Source organism: Parapedobacter defluvii, from assembly GCF_014642075.1.
Lineage (GTDB): Bacteria > Bacteroidota > Bacteroidia > Sphingobacteriales > Sphingobacteriaceae > Parapedobacter > Parapedobacter defluvii.
The window spans coordinates 1-26,479 of the sequence record NZ_BMIK01000034.1 but is presented as its reverse complement, the minus strand read 5'-3'; the positions used below and the strand labels follow the sequence as shown (position 1 = coordinate 26,479).

General features: G+C 48.6%; 25 protein-coding genes. 13 read left to right on the top strand and 12 right to left on the bottom strand.

All coding sequences use genetic code 11. The annotated features are described in order from the left end of the window. Positions 1-164 precede the first annotated feature (164 nt). Positions 165-3,050, top strand: a complete 2,886-nt coding sequence (locus IEX60_RS24130; RefSeq protein WP_188753969.1) for a DEAD/DEAH box helicase — start codon at positions 165-167, stop codon at positions 3,048-3,050. Here the strand turns inward: IEX60_RS24130 and gltX are convergent. Next, on the bottom strand, positions 3,031-4,566 hold the full coding sequence (gene gltX / locus IEX60_RS24125; protein WP_188753968.1) for a glutamate--tRNA ligase: 1,536 nt from the start codon (positions 4,564-4,566) through the stop codon (positions 3,031-3,033). The two genes, IEX60_RS24130 and gltX, sit on opposite strands and share 20 nt — an antisense overlap. 365 nt (positions 4,567-4,931) lie before the next feature. On the opposite strand from gltX, the gene IEX60_RS24120 reads away from it, so the two are divergent. The 4 genes from IEX60_RS24120 (at position 4,932) to IEX60_RS24105 (ending at position 9,443) form a co-directional block, all read left to right on the top strand. After that, entirely contained in the window at positions 4,932-6,152 is a 1,221-nt protein-coding gene (locus IEX60_RS24120; protein ID WP_188753967.1) for a sensor histidine kinase, read from the top strand. Further along, complete coding sequence (locus IEX60_RS24115; RefSeq protein ID WP_188753966.1) at positions 6,133-6,645, top strand: DinB family protein; 513 nt, start codon at positions 6,133-6,135, stop codon at positions 6,643-6,645. Before IEX60_RS24120 ends, IEX60_RS24115 begins: the two co-directional genes overlap by 20 nt. 447 nt (positions 6,646-7,092) lie before the next feature. Next, on the top strand, positions 7,093-8,394 hold the full coding sequence (locus IEX60_RS24110; protein WP_229717775.1) for a sugar MFS transporter: 1,302 nt from the start codon (positions 7,093-7,095) through the stop codon (positions 8,392-8,394). A 200-nt stretch (positions 8,395-8,594) separates the two neighbouring features. Further along, on the top strand, positions 8,595-9,443 hold the full coding sequence (locus IEX60_RS24105) for a DUF2911 domain-containing protein (RefSeq protein WP_188753965.1): 849 nt from the start codon (positions 8,595-8,597) through the stop codon (positions 9,441-9,443). Position 9,444: 1 nt separating this feature from the next. On the opposite strand, the gene cdaA is transcribed toward IEX60_RS24105, so the two are convergent. After that, complete coding sequence (gene cdaA / locus IEX60_RS24100; protein ID WP_188753964.1) at positions 9,445-10,227, bottom strand: diadenylate cyclase CdaA; 783 nt, start codon at positions 10,225-10,227, stop codon at positions 9,445-9,447. A 52-nt stretch (positions 10,228-10,279) separates the two neighbouring features. Here cdaA and IEX60_RS24095 point away from each other — a divergent pair, with 52 nt between their 5' ends. Further along, entirely contained in the window at positions 10,280-10,999 is a 720-nt protein-coding gene (locus tag IEX60_RS24095; protein WP_188753963.1) for a pyridoxine 5'-phosphate synthase, read from the top strand. 119 nt (positions 11,000-11,118) lie between these two features. On the opposite strand, the gene lepB is transcribed toward IEX60_RS24095, so the two are convergent. Genes lepB through IEX60_RS24070 form a run of 5 tightly spaced genes read right to left on the bottom strand, consistent with a single transcriptional unit; the run spans position 11,119 to position 15,835 of the window. After that, a complete protein-coding gene (gene lepB, locus IEX60_RS24090) occupies positions 11,119-12,546 on the bottom strand; it encodes a signal peptidase I (protein WP_188753962.1) in 1,428 nt (475 codons plus the stop codon). 13 nt (positions 12,547-12,559) lie between these two features. Then, complete coding sequence (gene dapB / locus IEX60_RS24085; protein WP_188753961.1) at positions 12,560-13,297, bottom strand: 4-hydroxy-tetrahydrodipicolinate reductase; 738 nt, start codon at positions 13,295-13,297, stop codon at positions 12,560-12,562. Positions 13,298-13,346: 49 nt separating this feature from the next. Beyond that, complete coding sequence (locus tag IEX60_RS24080; protein ID WP_188753960.1) at positions 13,347-14,108, bottom strand: DUF5683 domain-containing protein; 762 nt, start codon at positions 14,106-14,108, stop codon at positions 13,347-13,349. Next, positions 14,108-15,031, bottom strand: coding sequence for a ParB/RepB/Spo0J family partition protein (locus IEX60_RS24075; protein WP_188753959.1), 924 nt, complete (start codon positions 15,029-15,031; stop codon positions 14,108-14,110). Before IEX60_RS24075 ends, IEX60_RS24080 begins: the two co-directional genes overlap by 1 nt. Positions 15,032-15,037: 6 nt before the next feature. Then, entirely contained in the window at positions 15,038-15,835 is a 798-nt protein-coding gene (locus IEX60_RS24070; protein ID WP_188753958.1) for a ParA family protein, read from the bottom strand. Positions 15,836-15,960: 125 nt separating this feature from the next. Between IEX60_RS24070 and IEX60_RS24065 the strand changes: the two genes are divergently transcribed. The 3 genes from IEX60_RS24065 (at position 15,961) to IEX60_RS24055 (ending at position 18,930) form a co-directional block, all read left to right on the top strand. Beyond that, a complete protein-coding gene (locus IEX60_RS24065; RefSeq protein ID WP_188753957.1) occupies positions 15,961-16,482 on the top strand; it encodes an NADPH-dependent FMN reductase in 522 nt (173 codons plus the stop codon). A gap of 280 nt (positions 16,483-16,762) precedes the next feature. Further along, a complete protein-coding gene (locus tag IEX60_RS24060) occupies positions 16,763-18,001 on the top strand; it encodes a dipeptidase (RefSeq protein ID WP_188753956.1) in 1,239 nt (412 codons plus the stop codon). 89 nt (positions 18,002-18,090) lie between these two features. Continuing rightward, entirely contained in the window at positions 18,091-18,930 is an 840-nt protein-coding gene (locus IEX60_RS24055; RefSeq protein WP_188753955.1) for a DUF4349 domain-containing protein, read from the top strand. A 1-nt stretch (position 18,931) separates the two neighbouring features. On the opposite strand, the gene IEX60_RS24050 is transcribed toward IEX60_RS24055, so the two are convergent. Next, entirely contained in the window at positions 18,932-20,113 is a 1,182-nt protein-coding gene (locus IEX60_RS24050; RefSeq protein WP_188753954.1) for a glycosyltransferase family 4 protein, read from the bottom strand. Between the two features lie 86 nt (positions 20,114-20,199). Here IEX60_RS24050 and IEX60_RS24045 point away from each other — a divergent pair, with 86 nt between their 5' ends. Together IEX60_RS24045 and IEX60_RS24040 are read left to right on the top strand one after the other, a co-directional pair. Further along, positions 20,200-20,553 (top strand): hypothetical protein, encoded by a 354-nt coding sequence (locus IEX60_RS24045; RefSeq protein WP_188753953.1) that lies wholly within the window; start codon positions 20,200-20,202, stop codon positions 20,551-20,553. 80 nt (positions 20,554-20,633) lie between these two features. After that, positions 20,634-21,521, top strand: a complete 888-nt coding sequence (locus IEX60_RS24040; RefSeq protein WP_188753952.1) for a glycerophosphodiester phosphodiesterase family protein — start codon at positions 20,634-20,636, stop codon at positions 21,519-21,521. A gap of 4 nt (positions 21,522-21,525) precedes the next feature. On the opposite strand, the gene IEX60_RS24035 is transcribed toward IEX60_RS24040, so the two are convergent. Next, positions 21,526-22,278: a LytR/AlgR family response regulator transcription factor gene (locus IEX60_RS24035; RefSeq protein ID WP_188753951.1), complete on the bottom strand. Its 753-nt coding sequence runs from the start codon at positions 22,276-22,278 to the stop codon at positions 21,526-21,528. Positions 22,279-22,290: 12 nt separating this feature from the next. After that, positions 22,291-24,075 (bottom strand): tetratricopeptide repeat protein, encoded by a 1,785-nt coding sequence (locus IEX60_RS24030; RefSeq protein ID WP_188753950.1) that lies wholly within the window; start codon positions 24,073-24,075, stop codon positions 22,291-22,293. Between the two features lie 285 nt (positions 24,076-24,360). Between IEX60_RS24030 and IEX60_RS24025 the strand changes: the two genes are divergently transcribed. Together IEX60_RS24025 and IEX60_RS24020 are read left to right on the top strand one after the other, a co-directional pair. After that, positions 24,361-24,966: a hypothetical protein gene (locus tag IEX60_RS24025; RefSeq protein WP_188753949.1), complete on the top strand. Its 606-nt coding sequence runs from the start codon at positions 24,361-24,363 to the stop codon at positions 24,964-24,966. A gap of 17 nt (positions 24,967-24,983) precedes the next feature. Beyond that, positions 24,984-25,667 carry a LemA family protein gene (locus tag IEX60_RS24020; protein WP_188753948.1) on the top strand — a complete coding sequence of 228 codons (684 nt, stop codon included), beginning with the start codon at positions 24,984-24,986 and terminating at the stop codon, positions 25,665-25,667. 157 nt (positions 25,668-25,824) lie between these two features. On the opposite strand, the gene IEX60_RS24015 is transcribed toward IEX60_RS24020, so the two are convergent. Both IEX60_RS24015 and IEX60_RS24010 read right to left on the bottom strand, forming a co-directional pair. Beyond that, complete coding sequence (locus tag IEX60_RS24015) at positions 25,825-26,091, bottom strand: hypothetical protein (protein WP_188753947.1); 267 nt, start codon at positions 26,089-26,091, stop codon at positions 25,825-25,827. Further along, the coding region (locus IEX60_RS24010; protein ID WP_308420777.1) for a UDP binding domain-containing protein at positions 26,075-26,479 on the bottom strand (405 nt) is incomplete at its 5' end. The genes IEX60_RS24015 and IEX60_RS24010, both read right to left, overlap by 17 nt.

Genomic DNA, 26,479 nt, shown 5'->3' with positions numbered 1-26,479 from the left:
CCTAAAAAGAGGCAACGCGCTGCCCTGGATGACGATTTCCGAAGCATCCTGCTCGCCGCGTATTTTTAAAAGCGATTTCCCTGCCCGTATTGCTAAATGCAGCATAACTATCCGAAGATTTCCGTATCTTTAGCACCTTTATTTTTAGAATACTACCGGTGTAAATGCAGCAAGTCGATACTACACAACCTTACGAATTGGTTTATTCCCTTTGTGAACATCCCTATTTGGGATGTTTGATTGAGCCACATATCGTGCAGCTCAATCCCAATGGGGGGTATTCCCTGACACATCGGCGCATTTTCAGCCACACGGCAAGCGAATACGCACCGGTGTTGGATCAGGTTGACTATAAGTTGATTGGACTGCTGGAAGAGATTGAGCAGACGAATATCATCAAGCGTTACCATAAAAAACCGGTCCGGCCTGCCGATTTCTTTGCGAAGATTTTTGATACCAAGTTTTACGAGTACATCCGGCCGAAAATCGAACGGCGGTTAGTACAGGCCTTGGAATTGCTTAAAGAAAAGCCTTTGTTTTTGATGAGCAAAGACGGGTATGCAGCCGGCCAACGGATCGAGATTGCACCGGAACCGGCTTCCGTGTTGTTCCATTTCCGGCGCAACGGCGAGGAAACCCGCTATTTCCCTACCATCAAATACGGCGGGCAGCGCATCGAATTTATGTATAAAGATGCCCAGGTAATCATCAACCAGCAGGCATGGCTCCTGCTGGAAAACGTGCTTTATCATTTCGATCAATCCCTTGAAGGGAAAAAGCTATCGCCTTTTTTGCAGAAACGGTACATCGCGGTTGCCCGTGCCACGGAGCGGAAATACTTTGAAACGTTTGTACGTGGGCTCATTGAAAAGCACCACGTGTATGCTGAAGGTTTTTCCATCGAAACCCACCAGCACGATGCGGTACCGGTACTTAAATTGCTGTACGTTGAAAATGGTACATCGCAGTTGCAACTGAATTTCCGCTATGGCCCGTACCTGTTCGCTTCGGGCGGTGAAAACAAGGTGACCGTCCGGATGCAATACGATGAGGCGGCAGACCAATATACCTTTCATCGCATCAAGCGGTCGTTGCAGTGGGAGGAAAAACGCATGCAGGAGTTGCTGGACAGGGGGTTATACAGAACCAGCGCGCTTTTCAGTAACCTGGAACCCCTTGCAAACGGAGACGAACGCGTATCCGTGATGGACTGGCTTCGTGACCAAAATGACGAACTTAGCCGCTTGGGATACGAAATTGTGCAGGAAGACCCTCATAAACGGTTTTTCTTTGGCCGTACGGAACTGGATCTGACGGTTAAAGAAGGCAACGATTGGTTTGACGTGCAGGCCGTTGCCCGCTTCGGAAATTATGAGGTGCCTTTCATCCAATTGCGTAACCACATATTGAATAACATCAAGGAGTTCGTGCTGCCAAATGGAGAAATTGCGGTCATTCCGGAAGAATGGTTTGCGCAGTACAACCATCTGTTCCAGTTTTCGGAAGACAAAAAGGCAATCCGACTCAGCAAGTATCACATCGGATTGCTCAATGACATCTCAGAGCATACGGCATTGACGATGGACCGCCGGCTGGAACAACTGGCAAACTTCGACGCTATTGATGAGATCGACGAACCCAAACAGTTTAACGGCTCGCTGCGCCCGTACCAGAAAGCCGGATACAATTGGTTCCACTTCCTGAAAAAATACCGGTTTGGGGGCTGCCTGGCGGATGACATGGGCCTCGGAAAAACCATTCAGACCCTGGCGTTTCTACAAAAACAAAAGGAGCTGGCGGTACCCGGTGAGGGGCCGATGACTTCACTCATCGTCATGCCCACCTCCTTAATTTATAACTGGCAAAACGAAGCGGATAAGTTCGTGCCCGAATTGCGTATCCTGGTGCATACAGGAATCGGCAGATCCAAAGAACCGGCAGTCTTTGAACCATATGACCTGGTGATTACGACCTATGGCATTGCCCGCAGTGACGAAGAGTTGCTGAGTGCTTATTATTTTAATTATGTGATTCTGGACGAGAGCCAGATCATTAAGAATCCAACTTCAAAATCTTTTAAAGCCGTAAAAAGCTTTAAGAGCAAACACCGTTTGGTACTGAGCGGTACCCCTGTAGAAAATTCCGTGGCCGACTTATGGTCACAGATGGCTTTCCTCAACCCGGGGCTACTGGGCAGCTACCATTATTTTCAGCAGGAATTTGTGCAGCCCATTGAAAAAAAGAAGGACGAGGAAAAGGCGAGGCGGCTGCAGGCCATTATTAAACCCTTCGTACTGCGGCGCACCAAAAGCCAGGTGGCTACCGAGCTTCCACCCAAATCGGAACAGGTATTCTATTGCACCATGGGTGAGCAACAGGCCGAACAGTATGAGCGTGTAAAATCGGAATACAGGAATGCCATTTTGGAAAACCTTGGCGACGAAAAAACAAAAACCCCGCAGATCGCACTCCTGCAAGGTCTTACCAAACTGCGTCAGCTGGCTAACCATCCGCGGATGGTTGACAGTACATTCCGAGGTGAGTCTGGCAAATTCGAAAGTGTGATCCACACCCTCGAAACCGTGCTTAGGCGGGGCAATAAGGTGCTGGTGTTTTCACAGTTTGTCAAGCAACTGGTTATCTTTAAACAGTATTTCGACAAACACGGTATTGGTTATGCCTACCTGGACGGAGCAACCAAAAACCGGGAGGAAGTGGTTAAGCAATTCCGTGAAAATCAAGATACACGGCTGTTTCTCATCTCAATTAAGGCCGGCGGTGTAGGGCTTAACCTGGTGGAGGCCGACTACGTGTTCATCCTGGACCCTTGGTGGAATCCGGCTGTGGAACAGCAAGCAATAGACCGCACCCACCGCATCGGTCAAACGCGTAATGTGTTTATCTACAAGTTCATTACCAAAGATACCGTGGAAGAGAAGATACTGGCGTTGCAAAACCGCAAAAAAAGCATCGCCGATACACTCATCACGACCGAAGAAAGCTTCATCAAGTCGCTCACGCAGGACGATATCAGGGAGCTGTTGGGGTAACGAACGCTTCCAGTCCACGCTTCATCCGGGCCACGGTTTCTTCGCGCCCCAATAGGGCAGCGATGTCAAAGACATGTGGTCCGAATTTACCCCCTACCAGCATAATACGGAAGGGCAGCATCAATTCGCCTACCTTCATGCCGGAAGCCTGGATAGCCAGCTTATAGAAACTCTCCAATTCGGCACTGTGCCACGGATCAAAATTTTCCAGTTGGGCGATCATCTCTGAGAAAAAAGTGGTTTTTTCGGCAGTCCACTTCGGTTGTACGGCAGCCAAATCATAGGTATCCGGCTGCTTGAAGAAAAAGGAAGCCTGCTCCCAGAAATCGGGAAGAAAGGTAAGCCGTTCCTTCACCAAGGAAAGCACGGCAGAAAGATACCGTGGGTCAACGTCACGTACGCCGTGTTCTGCAAGTACATCATTCAGTTGGGGAAGAAGCACTTCGTCTTCACTTCGTTTGATCCATTCGTGGTTGAACCATTTCGCCTTTTCAAAATCAAATTTCGCGCCTGCCTTGCTGATGCGGTCCACCGAGAACTTGGCCACCAATTCATCAAGTGAAAAAAGCTCCTGATCACTCCCGTCGTTCCAACCCAGCAAAGCAAGCATATTGACAAACGCTTCGGGGAGAAATCCCATTTCGCGGAATCCCCGTGTAAGGTCACCGGTTTGGGGGTCCTGCCAATTCATGGCATACACCGGGAATCCCAGTCGGTCGCCGTCCCGTTTACTCAGTTTGCCGTTGCCATCGGGTTTGAGAATCAGCGGCAGGTGTGCCCAGTTCGGCATATGGCTGCGCCAGCCGAGGTATTCCCATAGCAGGATATGCACAGGCGCGGAAGGCAGCCACTCTTCTCCCCGGAACACATGGGTAATGTCCATGAGGTGGTCGTCTACAACGACCGCCAGGTGATACGTGGGCATGCCATCGGCTTTCAGTAATACCTTGTCATCCACCAGGGATGAATCAAAGCTGACGATGCCACGGATCCTGTCTTCGAAGCTGATGGTTTCACCCACGGGCATTTTGATACGGATGACATAAGGATATCCTTCGGTAATCAGCCGTTGCACTTCCGCTGCCGGAAGACTCAGTGAATTACGCAATTGGCTGCGGTTTTCCTGGCTATATTTGAAGTTAGGTTGCAGTTTGCGTTGCGCGGCTAATTCTTCGGCCGTGTCAAATGCATAGTATGCATAGCCATCCGCTACCAGCTGTTCCGCATAGTTGCGGTAATTTTCTTTGCGCTCGCTTTGCCGGTAAGGACCGTATGTGCCGCTGTGCAGCGGACTTTCATCGGGTTCAATCCCGCACCACTTGAGGCAGTCTTGGATGTAGGCTTCTGCACCCTGCACAAACCGGGTCTGGTCGGTATCTTCGATACGCAACACAAATGTTCCGCCGTGATGCCGGGCAAACAAGTAGTTGAACAATGCCGTGCGTACCCCGCCCAGGTGCAATCCCCCGGTAGGGCTCGGCGCAAATCGCACCCTCACTTTTCTGTCTTGATCCATGCCGCAAACTTAGCTAATTTGACTATTTATTTTGTAGCGGAAACATAAAAAATACCAAGTGTATACGGGAGGTCGAGTAAGCCGCGTATTGCGACGCGTCTGGAACCCACTGCGCTGTGCTGATGTCTTCACAAGACCGTTTACGCAACACACGGCTTCCGTTATCCCTCGCTAAGGCAGCTTGGATGCGCATAAGCAACCTTGGGGGATGAGCGAAGCGAGTCTTCCAGTTGCATTGCGTACCAAGGCACTCCATATACTGTTTAAAAGTAAAACCGACCAAAAGGAGTTCGCCGAAGGTAATCCCCTGTAAAAAATACACCTGCTGAAATATCATTATTAGTGGAATTATGTATTTTGGCGGAATGAATCCTTATCAATATAACCAGCAGCGATGGAAGTTTGCCCTATTGATTCTCGCCGCCCTCATTGCGGCAGCTTCGTTGCTCTATACCAATTACTTGGTAAGGAATCTGTCCAAATCTGAACGGACCAAAGCCGAAGTGTGGGCCATGAGTATGCGGAACATCATCACGATGCCCGATTTTGACGATGAGATGATCACCTTCATCTTTGCCGTGCGTGATAGCCTGTCGATGCCTGCTATTATTGCAGACGCACGCGATAGTATCATCTATTGGCGGGACCTGGATTCGACCAAAACAAACATATTGTCGGACGACGAGGATGAAAACCTGCAATATGACCCCGTGTACTTCAGTAGGCAGTTGACGATCATGAAGCGCAGTCATCCGCCTATCATTATCAACCTGCCGAATAATGGGCAGTGGTTTGTGTATTACAAAGATTCGCTGTTGCTGAATCAACTTCGGTTTTTCCCTTATGTGCAGCTCACGCTGATCGCCATCTTCCTGGGTATCGCTTATACGGTGTTCAATTCAATCCGCAAGTCTGAACAGAATCTGGTGTGGGTGGGGCTGGCCAAGGAGGCGGCCCATCAACTGGGTACGCCCATATCTTCGCTGATGGCCTGGCTGGAATTGGTCCGTGCCAAGTTTGATGCCGAAAAAGATCCCTTGCTCATCGAAATGGAAAGTGATGTAAAGCGACTGGAAGTGGTAGCAGACCGTTTTTCAAAAATCGGCTCTGCTCCGGTGTTGCATAACCATATGGTCTATAAAGTGGTGGTTGATTTTGTGAATTATTTCAAAGTGAGGACGAGCGACAAGATCGTATTCAACGTTTCCGGTGAAACGAAGGCGCAGGCGATGCTCAACGTGCCGCTTTTTGACTGGGTGCTTGAAAATCTCCTGAAAAATGCAGCAAATGCCATTGAGTCGGCCGGAAGGATAGACATCGTTATTTTGGAAAATATTGCAAAAGAGCAAATTTTTATAGACATTAGCGATACCGGAAAAGGGATACCCCGCGCACAGTTTGATGCTGTCTTTCAACCCGGTTTCACAACACGGAAACGGGGGTGGGGGCTTGGGTTGAGTTTAACCAAGCGGATGATTGAATACCACAAAGGACATATTTTCGTGAAGGAGTCAGAGATCGATAAAGGAACCACATTTAGAATCGTATTACCAAGTAGCCAAACATATGAACCCGCTCAAATCTGATGAATATCCGGCGATTTATTCCAGTTATGTTGAAACCCTCACAGGCGACGTGATGGAACTGCTCGATGAGCAAATTACCGCCTTTCCCGAATTTCTAGCAGGTATCCCTCCCGGCAAATCCGAATATGCCTATGCGGAAGGAAAATGGACCATCAAGGAAGTTGTGGGCCACGTCATTGATACCGAACGGATCATGGCCTACCGTGCGCTGCGTTTTGCACGGAATGATACCAAGGAACTGATCGGCTTTGAACCCGATGATTTTGTGGCCAATGCACGGTTCAACGAACGGTCATTGGAAAGTTTGTCGGAAGAGTTCGTGTTGGTAAGAAAGGCTAACCTGATGCTGTTCCGAAGTTTCAACGATCACGAACTGGCCCGCAAAGGCATTGCTTCCGAGCGCTTGATCAGCGTCCGGGCGTTTCTGTATATCATTGCCGGTCACCTCAATCACCACCGCAATATCATCCGCGAGCGTTATCTTGGCGGTTGATGGTTGATAGTTGATAATTGATAGTTGATAATTGATAGTTGATAATGGATAGTTGATAGTTGATAATGGATAGTTGATAAGGATTGGTGATGGCTTTCGGGGAGCAAAAAAAATAAAAACTTTGAAAACCTTTTCCGCGATCTGTTGTAGTTAAAGTATCTACAAAACCATTCCATGGTTTTATGATACGGTTTAGGTGTAGGAAATGCCCTGATAACTTCAGGGCGTTTCCTATTTACGTGGAAGCCAACTTTGATTCCTTGTCAGGTGCCCCCCTTCACCGATCACTCACCACCGATCACCGATCACTCACCCCCGATCACCATAAAAACAACCGTTTGCGTGATTTTTTTATTTTAAATGTTGATTTTATTTTATAGTCTTGTGGAATGGGAGGTTTCTAACTGAACAACCAACCTGATTAATGAAAAGTAAACTTTTAAATCAATGAATCCGATACCAACTCAACAAAGGACAGCATTATTGCCCATGATCATCTGCTGCGCACTGTTTTTTATTTTGGGCTACATCACCTGGGCCAACGGAGCGCTTATTCCATTTGTAAGATTAGCTTTTAATTTAGGAACAGATTTGCAGGCTTTCTTTATTTTATTTGCCTCGTATATTGCCTATTTCTTTTTGGCCCTTCCCAGCTCATGGATTTTGGACAAGATCGGATTTAAGAATGGGATTGTGCTCAGTCTGTTTTTGATCGTAATTGGCGCGTTGGTTATATTACCCGCTGCCTCTAAACTGAGCTACGGTTTGTTTTTGGTTTCTATATTTATCCAAGCCTCGGGAATGGCGTTGCTTCAGACCGCAATTAACCCTTACCTAAGCATCATTGGACCCATTGAAAGTGCGGCCCAACGTATCTCCATTGTCGGGATTTTTAACAAAACCGCCGGTATTATTGTCCCTTTTGTACTGGGAAGTATCTTACTGAAGGACTACGATACGATTTCGACTAAAATAAAAGACCTTAAAGTAGGCGCTGAACACGATGCATTGCTGGCCGAACTTTCGGAAAGGATCCATAGCCCTTACATTGGAATGGCGATTGGCGTGGCCATCCTGGCGATCATCGTATTTGTGGTAAAAATGCCCGAAGTTGACGTAAATAAGGAAGAAGCAGTAGAAGAAAGCGCAAATGCAAACGTCAGAAAGAGAAGCAGCATCTTTCATTTTCCGCATTTATTCCTTGGAGCGCTGGCTATATTCTTCTGTGTTGCGGTAGAGGTGATGGCGGGCGACATCATTGGAACATACGGGCGGTTATTGTCGTTGCCCCCATTCTTTATAAAATACGGTACCGCATTTACACTCGGCTGTATGCTTGTCGGCTATTTTATCGGGATTGCAACCATTCCGAGATTCATTTCCCAACAGTTTGCACTTCGGATCTGCACCTTGGTCGGCATCGCATTCACCACGATCTCGGTATTCACCTCGGGGATGACTTCCTATATTTTTGTGGCATTATTGGGGATTGCCAATGCGTTAATGTGGCCGGCTATCTTCCCATTGGGTATTAAAGGCCTCGGCCGGTTCACAAAAGTTGGATCGGGCGTGATGATCATGGGGATTGCAGGTGGTGCAATCTGGCCCTTGGTGTACGGTTACTTAAAAGACACCCTTGGAATAGATTTCCAGCATGCATTCCTGTATGCGATGGTTCCTGCCTATCTTTATATCCTCTATTTTGCAAGCTACGGGCATAGATTGAGCGAAAAGCAAATTGCGAAGTAATATTAATCGAAGGAATTGTGCCTGATTTTCCTGCGTCAAGGATGAACGACGCAGGAAAACAGGACTTTTTTGTGAAGTATCATTCTTAAAACGTGTGGTGTGCGGTTGTATTACGTGTGAATTGTAATATTTCGGTAATGTTGGATGATCACTTGAGAATAATCCCTAACTTCCGGCATTTTTAACTAACAGCAAACAATATGAATAAAGGCCTATTTAAAGCGGTAATCGTTGCCGTAGTTGTTGCCACGGTTGGGCAACCTGTAAAAGCTCAATTGAAACTTCCTCCTGCGAGCAGTTCCCAAACCATTGTCCAGGGATTGGGCATCCGGAACGTCACACTTACTTACAGCCGCCCAAACATGAATGGCAGAACGATATTCGGGGGGCTAGAACCGTATGACAAGGTTTGGCGCACAGGAGCAAACGGTGTTCCTACACTCACGTTTGAGGATAAGGTGATGGTAGCCGGGCATCCGGTTGAACCGGGTACCTATGGGCTACTGACCATTCCGGGAAAAAGCGAATGGACCGTTATTTTGAGCAAAAACAGCCAGCAATGGGGAGCCTATACCTATAAACAGGAGGAAGATGCGTTGCGCTTTACCGTCAAGCCGGAACGATTGGGTGCACCACTGGAAACCTTTACCATGGATTTTTCGGACGTAAAACCACAAAGTGCGAAGTTGAACCTAGCCTGGGAAAAGACAAAGATTAGTTTTGACCTGGTGGTAGATCAGGATGCGGAAATCATGGCTGCCATTGACGAGGCAATGAAGGGGGAGAAGAAGCCCTACATGCAGGCTGCACAATATTATTACAACAACAATAAAGATATCCAAAAGGCGCTGGCCTGGATGAACGAAGCCGACAAGGTGCCCAATCCGGCACCCTACATCAAATATTGGAAAGCACGTATCCAGCTTAAAGCCGGAGACAAGGCCGGTGCGGCTGCCACTGCCCAACAAGGACTCGAAATTGCGAAACAGCAAAATAACGAGGAATACGAGCGATTGAACGGGCAGGTATTGGCAGAAGCTAAAAAATAATTTAAAGCGAAGCATTCAAGAGTTCTTCGAGCTCTTCGTGGGTGATATTCATGTTGACATTGCCGTCTTTGGCAAACGAAATTTCTCCTGTTTCTTCCGAGACAACCACTGCCACGGCATCGCTCACCTCTGTGACACCGATAGCCGCGCGGTGGCGCAGGCCGAAATGCAGCGGCAGGTCTTCACTGTCCGACAGGGGCAACACACAACTGGCCGTTTTTATTTTGAAATCCACAATAACAACGGCTCCGTCATGCAGCGGGCTGTTTTTCTGGAATATACTTTCCAATAAGCGTTTCGAAAGCTGGGCATCCATGTATTCGCCGCTGCTTTGATAATACTCCTCATCAAAATATTTGGCAAAAACCAGCAATGCACCGGTATAGGATTTCGACATGCTTCTACAGGCATCAATAATCGGTTTGAGATGGGCCCGGTGATCCTGCTCAGCTGCCTTTTTGCTCACAAAAATTGACCATAGGAAGTTTTTGCGCCTCACCGAAATGTTCTTGCCGATATGGATCAGAAAACGTCTGATCTCCTGCTGGAAAACCACGACGAGTGCCAGGGAACCCACACTGATGAATCCACCGAAAATCTCGGTAAGGAGATGCATGTTGAATTGCTTGACCAGCAGAAAAATCACATAAATGAGCCCTAATCCGATCAGGATGTTCACGGCAATGGTGCCGCGTATGAGGCTGTATATGTAATACAGGATTACCGCAACCAAAAAAATGTCGATGATGTCGAGTAATCTGAAGCTAAAGTCAAAGCTATCCATAACTCACGCAATTTAATAATTTCTATCTTTGTAAATGTAAAAAACTAACTCCATGGCAAGACTTTCGGTCAATATCAATAAAATCGCAACACTCCGTAATTCACGCGGAGGGAATAATCCGGATGTGCTTCAGGCAGCACTCGCCTGCGAGCGGTTTGGTGCCCAGGGTATTACCGTACATCCCCGGCCTGATGAGCGGCATATCCGTTATCAGGATGTCTTTGACCTGAAGTCGGCCCTTACGACGGAACTGAACATTGAAGGCAACAGCCGCGAAGAGAAATTCGTTCGGTTGGTGTTGGATGCACAGCCCGCACAGGTTACGCTGGTACCCGACGAACCGGGACAGATCACGTCCAACCATGGTTGGGACACCATCAAGCACCGGGATTATTTGCGGGATATGTGTGCATTGTTTAAAGGGGAGGGGATCCGGGTTTCGATTTTTGTAGACCCCGACCCCGAAAAGGTTGCTGCGGCGGCAGAAACAGGAACCGACCGGGTGGAGTTATATACAGAAGGCTATGCCCGGGAATACGTACAGGATCCGGCGAAAGCCATCGCTCCGTATGTTGAGGCTGCCAAAGTAGCTCAGCAAACCGGCATAGGCCTCAATGCAGGGCACGATCTCGATCTGCATAACCTACCGTATTTTGTACAACATATACCCGGATTACTGGAAGTAAGCATCGGCCATGCCCTGATAGCAGATGCACTTTACCTGGGACTGGAGGAAACCATTAAACGGTACCTGGCTGCCGCCAACGGCTGACCGGTCACCCACCGCTGATCACTCACCACCGATCACCCACCACTGGCCACCGACCGCTGATCACCCACCACTGGCCACCGACCGCTGATCACTCACCACCGATCACCGATCACCCACCCCTATTTTATCCCCATGAAAATCCGATTCCACCGGATTTTGTCGAAGAATGTGCCGTCCTTATCCCAGCTTAGCCAGACAAACAAGGCTTTGCCAACGATGTGATCTTCGGGTACAAATCCCCATGTGCGGGCATCTTCTGAATTATGACGGTTATCGCCCATCATCCAGTAGTAATCCATTTTGAACGTATAGGTGTCTGTCTTGGCACCATTGAGGTAAATACCGTCTGCCCGGCTTTCCAATTCATTGCCTTCGTATACACGGATGGCACGTTCGTAGAGGGGCATGGTTAAACTGTCAAGTGTGATCGTCCAGCCTTTCTTGGGTACAATAATTGGCCCGAAATTATCGATGTTCCAATGGTACAGGGGATTATTCGGAAATATACCGGGCTCTTCTGTATCTCTGTGCCGGATGTTCGGGACAATTTTGGTTACGTTTGCCCAGCTTTTTACTTCCTTATACGCTTCTTCTGTCAGGAAAAGTATGTAGGGTTCTTTGCTGTAGGGGTAGGGGCTTTCGATGCGCATATCCAACAGCCGTTGCGGATTTAAACCCGTCCCGTCGGTGTATACATAATAATCCATTTGGCCATTGGGCGGAACGAAACCTTTTTGCCCGTTGACGTATAGTATCGATTCGCGGAGCGAGATCGTATCTCCGGGAACGCCTACAGCCCGTTTGATGTAGTTTTCACGTTTGTCTATCGGCCGGTTGAAGGGAGGGTCCGCTTCCATGGGGTAGTTGAATACCACCACATCGTTCCGCTTGATCTGCTGGAATCCGGGCAGCCGTTTATAACCGATTTTCACACCTTCCCAGTACGCCTTCCCGCCCACAAGGGGCATGGTGTGATGGGCAAAAGGAAAGGCAATGGGGGTCATGGGGACACGTGGACCGTAATTCAATTTGCTCACAAACAGGAAGTCCCCCACCAGCAAACTCTTTTCCATGGAACCCGTAGGGATCATGTATGCTTCGATCAGAAAGCCCCGGATGAGTGTTGCGGCAACCACTGCAAACACAATTGCGTCGGCCCATTCGCGTGCAACGGTTTTTTTATACGGATATTTCTCCTTAAACTCCGGGGTAGACGATTTGCCCAGGTAAACCACTTTCGGGTCGTTGCCCCACCAGGGCAACACCGCAAAGGGCAGCAAAATTGTCGCAGCATATTCCCAAAAGCGGCGCTTGCCAAATGCCTTCACCAAATCGAGATACAACCCGAAAAAGATGAAAATATTTACAATGGGAATCAGTAACAACGCAAGCCACCAGCTTGGATGTCCTGTAATATGTTTGGCAATGATAAATTCTTTATAGACCGGAATGAGCGATTCCCAGCCTTTACGTCCGGCTTTGATGAAAAGTTTCCAGAGACCGATATGAATGAGGATGAGAAAAATAGCAAAAACAATATATCCCATATGATAGGTTTTGTTAAAAATTAAACATTTCGTTTACTTGGTAAAATCCGGTTTTACCCGCTAGCCATTCGGCGGCAACCACCGCACCCAGCGCAAATCCTGCACGGCTATGAGCGGTATGTTTAAATTCGATCTGGTCAACTTCCGAACTATACAGCACGGTATGCGTGCCCGGTACATCGTCTATGCGATGACTTTCAATAAGCAGTTGCTGACTCTTTGGAATAAGCTCTTCTCCTTCTCCAATCAGGTTGTTTACCCATTCGGTTTTCGAATCTGTGTTTTCAATAATCCCTTCAGCAATTGTAATGGCGGTACCACTTGGGGAATCCAGCTTTTGGGTATGGTGAATTTCCTCAACCTGGACATCGTATTGCTTATAAGGGTTCATCACAGCGGCTAACAATTTGTTGATGTGAAAAAAAACATTTACGCCGATACTGAAGTTAGAGCCGTACATTAATGTTTTGTTACCATCCAGGCATCTTTTTTTTACATCGCCAAGCTGATCATACCAGCCCGTCGTTCCCACGACGATGGGTAAATCTGCCTCAAAACAGAGGTCGATATTCGATACTGCTGCCTCCGGCCTGCTGAAGTCAATGGCTACATCGGCTCCTTCTAAATCAACAATGCCGATGTCCTGTCTATTGTTTTCATCTATGATAAGATGGATGTGGTGACCACGCTGCAGGGCAAATTTCTCGATGAGCCGCCCCATTTTTCCGTATCCGAGTAATGCAATGTTCATGTACGTGAGTTGCTAGTACGCAAACTTAGTATAAAATGTGTATAAATGGTTAAAAATTCATCTTCACCTTAAGACCGATGGTGGCAGGCTGATATACCCACGTGGAACCCGGTTGCGGCAGCAGGGTAGGTGAAACGTTGATGGTCAAATCATCGCCGATATCCCACCGGTGCTTGAGCATGGAAGTGACATAGGCCTCTACGGCCTGAAGCCCCCACCAACCCGCCGTTACCAGTATCGTGAGGTCGCGGTTACGCCGGTAGTAATCTTTAGCTGTAATCATATAGTCGGTGATTTGCTGTCCTGGTGGCAGGTTCGGGTATTTCGTGTTCGGTGCCACAGCGTGGTTGTTATTGATGCGGTATTGTACCTCTTCCAGAATGTCGTGGTAATAGCGGTTATTGAACTCAAACACCAGCACCGCAGTCACAAAACCACCATAAATAACCGGTACCTTCAGCCACCACCACCCGCCGTTGGTGATTTGACCCCAGCCGGGAACCATCAACGATTGCTTCCAGGGGCGAACGGAAATTGCCTCCAGGGCAAGCCGCGCGGAGTCTTTGAATATAGTTTGTGCTTGCTCCTTTGCTTCGCGTTCACGTTTTTCCCGCTGCCTCCGTTCGCGACGGGTTTCGGCAGCGGTGGTGTCTGCGGCAGTAGTATCCGCTGGAGTTAGGGTTAGGCTATCGGTAGCTTTGGGCGTGGCTACTTTGGGAATGGTATCGCGCCGTAAGCTATCGGGCTCCTGCGCCCAGACAACCGTAGCACTTCCAACCCATAGCAACACGATAAGTAGTAGTCTGCTCATTACCAGTCCAGCAATTCAAGGATCCTGTTTAGATCGTCCTCTGAGTGAAAGGGGATTTCGATGGCTCCGTTTCCTTTTTTGCTGGATACTTTGAGTTTTACCCGTGTGGCAAATTTGGAAGCGAGGTCATCCTCCACCTTTTGGTATTGGAAGGATAGCGGCGCAGGCTTATCGCGATTGGCCGATTGCGCTTGAATGCGTTGCTGAATTTCCCGTACCAACTCTTCGGTTTTCCGGACAGACAGTCCTTTCTTGACAATTTCCCGGAAAACATACAATTGCTTATCAATTTCGGGTAAATTGATCAACGAACGTGCATGGCCCATGCTGAGTTGACCGTCACGTATAGCGGCTTGTATAACCGGAGGCAGTTTCAGCAAACGTAGGTAGTTGGTTACCGTCGATCGGTTTTTGCTTACCCGTTCGCCCAGCTCTTCCTGCTTAAGGTTACACTCTTCAATCATCCGTTGGAAGCTTAATGCCACTTCAATCGCATTGAGGTTTTCACGCTGGATGTTTTCAATTAGGGCCATTTCCAGCATTTGCTGGTCATTCGCTGTCCGGATATATGCCGGAATCTCGGTCAATCCGGCCAGTTTTGCGGCCCGTAACCGGCGTTCCCCACTGATTAGCTGGTACGTTCCGTTTTCCACTTGCCGTACCGTAATGGGTTGGATCAACCCCTGTAGCTTGATGGAATCTGCCAATTCACGCAGCGCTTCTTCATCAAAATCTGTACGTGGTTGGAAGGGATTGACCGCAATCAGCGAAAGTTGTACATTATTAATACCGGCGGGTATTTTCTGTTCTTTCACGTCGCCCACCGCTTTGCTTTCGGATGGCCGCTTGATGACCTCTTCCGAGTCGTCGAGCAACGCACTCAATCCCTTGCCCAAGCCTATTTTCCGTTGTTGTGCTGCCATGTTGTATTATGCGCTTACGTGTTCTTTTTCTTCTTTATTGAGGTTATTCTTTTCCAATATCTCCCGTGCGAGGTTCAGGTAGTTGATGGCCCCTTTGCTATTAGCATCGTGCATGATTACAGCAATGCCAAAACTGGGAGCCTCGCTCAGTCGCGTATTCCGCTGGATGATGGTATCGAAGACGAGCTCATTAAAGTGGGTTTTCACTTCTTCCACAACCTGGTTGGAAAGCCTGAGCCGTACGTCATACATCGTTAGCAGGATCCCCTCTATTTCCAATTCAGTATTTAGCCGGTTCTGCACGATCTTAATGGTATTGAGCAGTTTTCCCAAGCCTTCGAGTGCAAAATATTCACATTGTACAGGGATAATGACCGAGTTGGAAGCTGATAGTGCATTGATCGTGATGAGACCCAGTGAAGGGGAGCAGTCGATCACAATAAAGTCATATTCGTTTTTCACCTGATCCAGGATATTCCGCATCTTATATTCCCGTTCATGGAGGTTAATCATCTCAATCTCCGCACCGACCAGGTCAATGTGCGCAGGAAGCAAATCAAGATTGGGTGTTTCCGTGTGTTGGATAGCTTCGTGCGGATCGAGGTTGTTGATTAAACACTCGTACACACTGGATTTAATGGTGCGCGGGTCAAATCCAATACCGGAAGTCGAATTGGCCTGTGGGTCTGCATCGACCAGCAGGGTTTTGTATTCCAGTACCGCCAGGCTGGCAGCGAGGTTGATGGAAGTGGTTGTTTTGCCCACTCCTCCTTTTTGATTAGCGATTGCAATGATTTTACCCATGAGTGATGAAAAATTAACGCACGTTGTACTTTACGCCCCAAAAGTATTCATTAATTTGTACTTTTGGGCATTTTAGCAAGTCCGAATGCGAGGGGCTAAGATACGCTTTTTTAATTTAATCCATCATGATTACCATCATATCCGGTACCAACCGCCCACATAGTAATACGTTTAAATTAGCCAGTTATTATCAGCAAAAGTTGATGGAAAAGGGTGTGGCAGCCCATATTCTTTCCCTTGCCGATTTATCGGCCGACTTCATATCAGCTGATATGTACAAAACCCGTAGCGATGCCTTTCAGCCTTACCAGGACCGTGTGATGGCCACCGAAAAGTTTGTTTTTGTGATACCGGAATACAATGGGAGTTTTCCGGGTATCCTAAAGACCTTTGTGGATGCATGCAAGTTTCCGGATAGTTTTTTTAATAAAAAGGCAGCCCTGGTTGGTTTATCCGGCGGTAAATATGGAAACATCAGAGGGGTCGATCATTTCACCGGTGTGTGTCACTACATACGGTTGAATGTGCTTCCGTTGCGCATCCATATCCCCCATATTTTCCAGGAGTTTGACGCCGATGGAAATCTTTTTAAAGAAGACACCGTCCGCTTTACCAACGAACAGATCGAAGAGTTTATCCGGTTTTAGACACTGGGCAGCCACCGCCTTCTTCCCAATTGGTCATTGTTTGGTCAATTAACTGATATGGTATTCGTATGTAATTAATAAATCATAGGGGTATAATTCGTATTTGCCCCTATGAAGTCCCTATAAAATCCCTATTATCTACGTATTATCTAATAATGATAAAAGAAAACGTTGGCCGATTTATGGCCCGTTGGTAACCCTTGTTCATGAATTAGTCTTTGCGATTGATCACTTGCTTTTCTATCTTTAGCATACTTTTGTACGGATAGCTATTTCACTCATGGGAAGGTTTTTTCAGATGCTGGTGTTTTGCCTGCAATTTATGGCAACTTCTGCGGTTTTTTCCCAGACATACGATGATCCGGCAATCAAAGCAACAGCAGCGGAAATCCATGCGGCAGCTTTTACGTTGGATACGCATGCAGACGTACCTACGTATATGGTTTCGCACCCTCGTTTCGATATTGCCAAGGAACATGATGCACGAGCGACCGACTCGCGGGTGGATTTTCCGCGGATGAAACAAGGAGGGATGGATGCCATGTTCTTTGCGGTTTATCTTGGGCAGGGAGCCCGTACCAAAGCAGGCAACGCCGATGCAAAGAGACGGGCCAAGGTGCTGTTTGATACCATTCATAAAGCGATAGCAGATCATCCCGAGTGGGCAGGGGTGGCCACGACGCCTGAGGAGGCCTATTCGCTGGAAAAAGAGGGGAAGCGGGCTATATTTATCGGTGTCGAAAATGGGTGGGCCATTGGCGACGAACTGTCATTGCTAAAGACCTACTATGATTGGGGAGCACGTTACATGACCCTCTCCCATACCAGGAATAACGATATTTGCGATTCATCCAACGACCCTAAGGGACCCGAACATCATGGGTTGAGTACTTTTGGCAAAGAGGTGGTAAAGGAAATGAATCGTCTGGGCATGCTGGTGGATATTTCACATACGTCCGACGAAACCTTTTGGGATTGCCTCGAATTATCAAAAGCCCCCATTGTGGCTTCCCATAGCTCTGCGCGGGCGTTATACAACCATCCACGCAATCTATCCGACGAGATGATCAAAGCGTTAGCTGCAAAAGGAGGTGTGATCCAGATGAACATGTACAGTGGATACCTGAGAGCGGAGAACCCCAAGCGAGTGGCCGCAATGGCAGCACTTCGAAAAAAATACCCCCGGATAAATGAACTAACGGATGCCGAGCGCAAAGAGCGGCAAGCGGAACTGCAGGAGATATACAAACAATACCCAAACCGGTTGGCTACCCTGCAGCAGGTTGTCGATCATATCGACCACATTGTTGAGCTAGTCGGAGTGGACCATGTCGGCATCGGGGCCGATTTGGATGGAGGCGGTGGCGTCAGGGGGATGTATGATGTGAGTGAGGCAGGCAACCTAACCTACGAGCTGGTAAAGCGGGGCTACAGCGAGGAGGACATTAAGAAAATCTGGAGCGGCAATTTTTTCCGTGTCATGAAAGAGGCCCAACGTGTAGCAAATACATTGAACTAAACCAATATGGGTTACTTTTGGTGTTTCGGGGTATATAGCTTATGGAAATGCCCGGTGATGGGCATCCCTGTTATAAACTGTATAAATACATGACGAAGCATAGAAAATTAGTATCAACCGCTGTCTGCACAAGCATGTTGGCCGTGGTTCTGCTGGCGGGTGCTTGCGGAAAAAGCGGGCAGGAACACGCCTTCGAACCTGCTGCAGCCGAACAGGAACTGATGGTTACCCCGCAAGTGGAAGAAAGTGCTCCCATCGAACGGAAGTTGATCCGGGAAGGTAATCTTTCTTTTGAAACGGATGATTTAATGGGGGCGCAACGGGATCTTGATAGTTTGATCAAGCAGTACAAAGGATATGTAACCGCTGATCAGTCCTTTCATACCTACGGCCGCGAGAGCCGATCCCTCACGGTACGGGTGCCGGCGGACAACTTCGACGCGTTGGTGACAGCTGTTGGCCAGGTTGCCCAGCGCATCGACCAGCGTGATATCCGTACACAGGACGTAACCGAGGAATTTGTGGATGTGGAAGCACGTTTGCGGACGAAAAAGGAATTGGAAATCCGTTACCTGAAGCTGCTGGACCGTGCCGCGAATGTGGAAGAAATATTAGCCATTGAACAGCAGATAGGCACGCTGCGGGCCGATATTGAAGCTACGGAGGGACGGCTGCGTTATCTGAGCAATCAATCGGACCTTTCGACGCTGAACATCAGTTATTATAGGCCCATCCCGACCACCCGTGAATTTAGCCGTCGGTTCAAAGACGGGTTCGGCAATGGATGGGAGAATTTTGTCGACTTTATCATTTGGATCATCAACGGATGGCCATTTTTCGTCGTACTAGCCGCGGCCATGTTCGCATGGAAACGATGGTGGACCAAAAGGCGGCAGCGGAAAGGAGTGTCCGAATCGAATAGCCGTTAAACTAGTTGCTGCGCAGGCTGGCTTCGATAACTGTACGGTAAATGTCTGTCAGCAGCAATTGATTCCGTTTGGCGGTGTACAACTGTTCGTAAGCCTGCCTGGCTCCGCTGCCCAGTAATTGCCTATAAGTGGCATCGGTGTCAAGCCACTGCTTCGCTTTTTCACGCAGTGCTGAGGCATTTCCGGGCATAAAAAGCCATCCGTTGTGCCCGTCCTGCACCATGGACTGCATGGCACCCAGGTCACTGGCAATTACGGGTGTCCCTGCCGCGAATGCTTCCAATAGGGTCATAGGCATTCCTTCATACCAGGTGGAAGGAAAAATGAGTGCGGTGCACGATGCGAGTAGGGGAGCGATGGCAGTTCGGTCCAATGTACCCAAATACGTAAGAGTTGGCGATTGCTGGGTGGCTGCTAGCACCTCGTTCCGCAACGGGCCGTCGCCCACGATGTGCAGGCGGAAGTTAGTGCCGGCAAATGCTTCTAAAAGCACGTTTATTCCTTTTTCCTGTGTAAGCCTACCAATGAACAGGAAATAATCTGTTCGTGGTTGCTCCATTGACGCAGGGATTTTTAGGTCTGCTGCCGTGAAGTTCGGTTTGGTGATGTATTTTTCGGCGGGTACGCCAAACGAGGAATCAATAAATAGTTGTTTGGCAAAATCGGTAAGCGTGATATAACGGTCTACCATTCGCCACGTACCCATTTTTCTATGCAGCCAGGTTGTCAGCGCCAGCCAGAACGTTTTAAAACGGGAATGGCTGTGTACACCCACACGGACAGCACGCCAGGGAAATCCGGCATGAATGCTATCGGTAAACAGTGTCCCGTTATGGAATAACGTTGCCGAAGGGCATAGCAGCCGGTAATTGTGTAGGGTCATAACCACCGGAATGCCCTTCCGTTTGGCAACGCGGATGGCGATCGGTCCAACTGCATAATGCAGGTTATGGATATGAATGATATCCGGCCGGTGCCGTTGAATGGCACGCTTCACTTTTTGACCCGCCCATATATTCCAGGGCGACCAAAGGGTCTGCCAGACGCCCGGCCAGCCCTTTCGGTTGCGGAAGGTGAGCAACGCTACATGTTCCGTTTCGGCAAGCAGGTATTCTTCCTGTGCGACTACCGTGTCTTCTCCTCCCGGATTCTGATAGTGGTTATGTATAATGAGTATGCGCACAGAATTTGCCCTACAAACTTAGTTAAGTTACTTTTTTATGCAAGTTTACTTATTTTTTTATCTTTATCCATCGAAACCTTTTACCCATGGAAGAAAGAAGATGCCTGGACTGCGGCGAACCGCTTAGGGGACGCGCCGATAAAAAATTCTGCGACGACAGCTGTCGCAGCAGTTACAACAACAGACGGAACAGTGAAGACAGCGGTTATCTGCGCAAAGTCAACAGTATCCTCAAACGTAACCGCAAAATTCTGGAAGCTCTGACGCCCGAAGGGAAGACCAGGGTCAAATGGCGTACGTTGGTAACCGAAGGGTTCAATTTCGAATACATCACCGATATGTACGAAACCGGAAAGGGCGTGCAATACCGGTTTTGCTATGAGTACGGCTATATGCTGTTGGAAGACGACGAGGTTTTGCTAATAAAGCGGAAGGGGTAAGTTCTTGTGAGTCATCAAAAAAAAGGGATATATTTGGGCGGACTGATTTTCGCTATTGAAATTGAATAATACTACAAGATATGCCAGGTTTGAGGAATACGTATTTTTTAATCGGGATTTTATTGTTTTTAGTGGTAGGTACCCAATGCCAAGCACAGGAACAGACGCTTCATCGACTGGAGTTTAAGTCGCCCAAGCAACTGCACCGTTTTTTTAAATACAAAAGAGGAAAGACGATCATCAGTGGCCATCGGGGTACGGTGGAACAGGGATTGACTGAAAATTCCATTGCAGGCATGGAAGCGGTATTACGTCACACACCGGCTTTTTTTGAAATCGACCCGCGTCTCACCAAAGACGGGGTAGTGGTACTCATGCACGATGCTACGCTGGATCGGACAACGACCGACACGGGCAAGCTTGCGGACCATACGTGGGAGGAGGTGAAGCAATTGCGGCTGAAAGACCGCTACGGTAAAGAAACCGAATATCGTATCCCCACGCTGGATGAGGCGATCGAATGGGCGAGAGGAAAGACGGTGCTGAATCTCGATCATAAAGATCTACCCTTGGAACAGACCGCCGGGATTATCCGGAAACACCATGCGTATTCGTTTGTGATGGTCACCGTCCATTCACCGGAGGAAGCGCGGTTTTATCTCGATCAAAGCAGCGATCAAATGCTGTCAGCCCACATCCTTACCGTGGAGAAATTTCAGGAATACAAAGCGGCGGGAATTCCATTTAACCGTATGATTGCGTATATCGGTCCAAAAGTAAAACCGGAGAACCAGAAATTGTATCGACTGCTGCATGCCGAAGGTGTGATGTGTATGATTTCCGCTGCTCCTACGTATGACAAGCTCGAAACGGAAGAGGCACGCGCCGAAGCGTACCGGGCTATCTTTGCGGATGGTGCATCCATCCTTGAATCCGATCTGCCGATTGAAGTAGCCGAAGCATTGTAAGGTTTCATCTGCTGCGCGCAGTTATGTGGGCAAGAAAGGCTTCCCGTCTTCTAGTGGACACTTCGACGATGGAACCATCGTTCAGGGTTACAAATCCACTTTTGTGGTATTTATTGATATGGGCGAGGTTGATTAAATGTGCATGGTGAATTCGAAAGAACCCTCGGCCCTCCAACAGTTGCTCATAACCCTTTAACGTTCGGGACACCAAAAGCTGTTTTCCTCCCTGCAAAACAAATAAGGTGTAATTGCCCTGGGCCTGGCATCGGATGATTTCAGCAATCGGTACAAAGTCCCATCCTTCCATAGAAGGCAACGCAATTTTAGCCGGTGTATCGGAACGATGGCCGAGATGTTGTAGCAGAAGCTCGTATCGGGCATCGGCTTGCTTTTTAATTAGGTTATCAGCGGCTTTCTGCAGACTATTCACTAAGTCATCGGCATCGATCGGTTTGAGCAGGTAGTCAGTTGCACTGAATCTGAACGCCTGCACGGCATATTGATCGTATGCAGTGGTGAAAATGACAGACAAGCGGCTGGTGTCAATTTGCTGTAACAGGTCAAAGCCTGTTTGGCCGTGTAATTGGATATCCAAAAACAACAAATCGGGCTTTAGCGCTTCGATGGCCGCAATCCCCTGTGCGACATTCTCAAACGAACCCAGCAAACGTATCTTGTCTTGAGCGTGTTTTTGCAAGAGCCGCTCCAGGTGTTGGATGCAGTGTGGTTCATCGTCTATAATGATCGTATCAATCATGGGATATTCGAATTAAAATTGCAAAGACAGCGGTAGCTTCACCGTTACAGCTAGTCCATTCGGTAAGTCGTCAAATAGAATAGCAGAAGACTTATTTTGGTGCGTGCCCGCAATGGCAATCCGCGCTTTTGTCAGTGCAATTCCCATGGAGCGTTTAGACGTATTGGTCTGCCCGTTTACAGGAGCCCTTCCCACGCCATTATCTTCCACGATATAGCAAAGCGAATCACCATCTTTCTGCACCCGTATGCCGATATGTCCGGTATCTTTTTTGGGAAGAATCCCATGCCAGATGCTGTTTTCGATCAGGGGTTGTAAGATAAGCGGGGGTACCAAGGTGTTTTCGGGATCAATGTCTCCGGCAATGTCTACCGCATAGGTAAATTTGCCACACAAGCGCATGGCTTCAAGCTGAATGTATCCTTCCAATACGGCTAAATCTGTGGCCAAAGGGATTTCCTTGTGCTCCGAATTTTCGAGGATCTGCCGAATGAGTTTGGCAAAGCGGTTGAGGTAATCTCCGGCGGTGGTAAAATCCTTATCGGCGATACTGTTACCGATTGCGTTCAATGCGTTAAAGATGAAATGTGGATTCATTTGGGCCCGCAGGGCTTTCATTTCCGTATCGGCCACCAGCGCTTCAAATTCGGCAATTTTCTTACGCTCGTCGCTGTCGCGTTTATGCTTGTAAAAGCGCCATCCCGCCATCAAGGCGCCCAGGGCTACCAAAGCTATGCCGATGATGGCATAGGTGATGGCACGTTGACGGCCCATCTCAGAAGCAGCCAATGCCTCCTGTTTCTCCAACGCAAACTGCATTTCATTGCGGGCAATCTCCGTTTTTTTTTCATCATTTAGGGCGCTGTCACGAATTGTGATGAACTGCTTATAAGCGTGCAGTGCTTCGCTAGGCCTGTTTTGGCGTTCGTGAATTTTGCTTAACGTTTGCCAGGCATTGGCCTGCCATTCGAGTGCACCCACTTTCTCCGCCAATGCGAGCGCCTCCTTGCTGCGGGATTCGGCTTCGGCGTATTGGCGGCGGTTGATCAAGATTTCGCCGATGCTATTGAGCACATTGGCTTTAATTCCGTCGCTGCCTAATTGCCCGGCGAGATGCAGGCAAGTGTTGAAATGTTCAAGTGCCAATTCGTCGTCACCTTGTTTGGCCAGCGCCCGGCCTAGGTTATTTTCGATAGCCATTTCAAAGCGTTGATTGCCGATGGCCCGGGCTAAGGGAAGTGCTTCGGTTAAGTTGGCAATGCCCAACGATAGTTGTTGCTGTTCAATGTATACGCTCGCTATGTTTACGCTCGCTATGACGGTTTGGGCAGTGTCGTGGAGCTCTTTAGAAACGGTTAGCAAACGGTTGTAATGGTCCAGCGCCTTATCGTAATGTTTCAGGTCGCTGTAAATATTGGCAATGTTGTTGTAAAGGGAGGCCTCGAAAGATCGGTCCTGCATCGGTTCTGCAACCTTCAGTGCCTCGTGAAACCGGTCCATTGCACGGACGGGGTCTGATTGTTCGTAGTATATAAGGCCTTCTTGCCGCAAGGCATAAGCTTTACCTCGCTGCCAACCGAGTTCGTCGGTTAGTTGGGTGGCTTGGTTCACATATGTCAAGGCTTCCTGGGGACTATTCCACACGAGCGCATCGGCCATATCGAGGAGTAAACTGACACGGATGGTATCCGCCGAACTATGATTGGCCAGTTTATTTTTGAGAGAATCAACCAACGTTTGCCCGGACGCAGGTAAACAGGCCATCGTGATACAGATATAGGTTGCCAGTTGCTTCATTTCGTCGAGAATTCTAATTCAAACTTAGATAAAATTGCTTGAATACGCAATTTTATTGGATACGCATAAGCAACCTAGGGGGGATGAGCGAAGCGAGTCTTCCAGTTGCGGGGCGTATCCAAAGTTGCTTTGCTACTAGCGAAATCCCTGGATCCCTCCGCCGCCTTTAAGAGACAACACCTATTCTCCCAAGGGTGCAATTACTCATCCGCTGTGCTCAGTTACTCATTTATGGTTGTTTTATTGGTAGAATAATCTTCAATTTGATAAGAAAGGGAATAAACAATGAGCAGCTATCCATTACATTTTACCGCCATCCTGGTTTGCTTGGGACTTTTGATCGGAGGGTGTAGCAAATCGGACGATGGACCGGGAAAAGAAGAGGAAGTACCGGGGGCGTATTACATCCGGTATAAGGCCAACGGAGCGAACCATGAATATACAGACGAAAAATTGATCTACGCGATATTCCTTACGTTGCCGGATACGGACGCCAGGCAATGCCTCATACAAGGACGCATGCACGAAGACGATCAAAATCGGGACGCGGTGTTCTTTGCCGTGACGGATGCCGTGCCGCTTGAGACGGGTACGATTTACCGGCTCTCCGAACGACTTGAATGGCCCGAGTACCATCAAAGTATTTCGAGGGTTTTTGGTTCACATTACAACGCATCGGGCGAAAAATATCATGCGCAGCTTTATCAATTGCCGTCACTTCCCTTTGAGGTGAAAGATGATGCCACGGCACAGTTCAGCCAAATCAGCGATAAGACGGTCAAAGGCACGTTTTCCATGCGAGCCTATACAACCTATCCGGACTTGAAAGAAGTGATCATTACCGATGGTGAATTTTACGTACCCATCCTGATATCCAACGAAAATCGCTAACACATTATCTGATTATAATGGTTTTTTTTATCATACTTTTCGTACTTCTCCTCATCCTAGCAGCCAGTTCTTACAATGCGCTGCAGAAACTGGCGCAGGATGTGCGTGAAAAGGCATCCAATGCGCAGGTAGCGATCAGCAAAAAGCTCGCTTTGATCAATCAGTTGATCGATGTGGTGAAAAATTACCAGGAGGGGGAGCAACTGATTCAGCTCAAAGTGTCGCAAGATACGTCGGCCGCCAATTTGGCCAGTTCGTATCAACAGTCGGGTACTGTGCTTGCCACAGTACAAGGGATTGCCGAAAAATTCCCTAACCTGAAAGCCAACGAGCAGTACCACCGGTTGGTAGACAGCATCCAGCAATGTGAGCAGAATATTCAGGAAAGCCGTGAAAAATATAACCATGCGGTGAAGGAATACAATACCAAAAGGCTACGGATTCCCACGGTTTTCATTGCAAGGGCCATGGGATTTCCTGAAGCACCGTATTTGCAGTTCGATGTATCAGGAATGAACGAGATCACCCCGCTCCAGGATTTCAAAACCGACGATGGGGAGCGGTTGCAGCAGTTATTTGCGGGGGCAGGCAACAAGATTGCCGATTTAGCAACACAAGCAGGTAAGGCGGGCAAGGGATTGGTGGATAAAGTAAAGGAGTCGCAAAAAGATTCCTCCCCAACCGGTGACAATTCCGAGTGACTTGTAATTTTCCCATGAAATACCAATCTTAGCAGACATGGGTACATGTTCTTCAAAGCGGCATACTATTGCGGGGATTCCATTTCCGATGCACATGATGGGAGAACGCATATCCAGTCCGAAGAGTCCGGCAGAATGGCGGTATGTACTTACGGCCTCATCGGTAAGCCAGTAGCGATCCCGCCAAGTCACCCGAAAAGAATGCTATAATACCCTTCGGTTGGGCTAAATCCGCTGCCTGAACGCCCTCTGACTGCTTCGTTTGGCTTAGCCGTATGCGTGCGCTCAACTGGCGTTTCGCTGGCCGTTTGTCGCACCGATATCGCCTGGTGACCGCAACCAAAGCGCCGGCAGACTCCTGTATGATACGGCATCTTTCGGCTACGGGTTTGGCGGCGTCTGCTGATCTATTCTCCGATGGCATAGTAGGTGAACCCGAGTTCGGCGAGCCTGTTTCCTGTGAGCAGTTTCCTTCCGTCGAACACGAAGGCGGGTTTCATCATTCCGTCCTTGATGCGGATCCAGTCGTAGGTGGTGAACTCATCCCATTCGGTGAGCACGGCGATGGCGTGGGCACGGCCTGCGGCATCGTAGGGGTCCTCCACCACGGTCACCAGCCGCCGGTTCTCCCCGGGGGAGCGGGTGCCCAGGTAATCCAGGTCCGCGTAGACCTGTTCGGCCGACACCTTGGGATCGTAGACGGCGATGTGTGCCTCCTCGCTGAGCAGGGCATCGGCCACATGGATGGCGGCCGACTCGCGGGTGTCGTTGGTGTCCTTCTTGAAGGCCCACCCCAGGAAGGCGATCTTCTT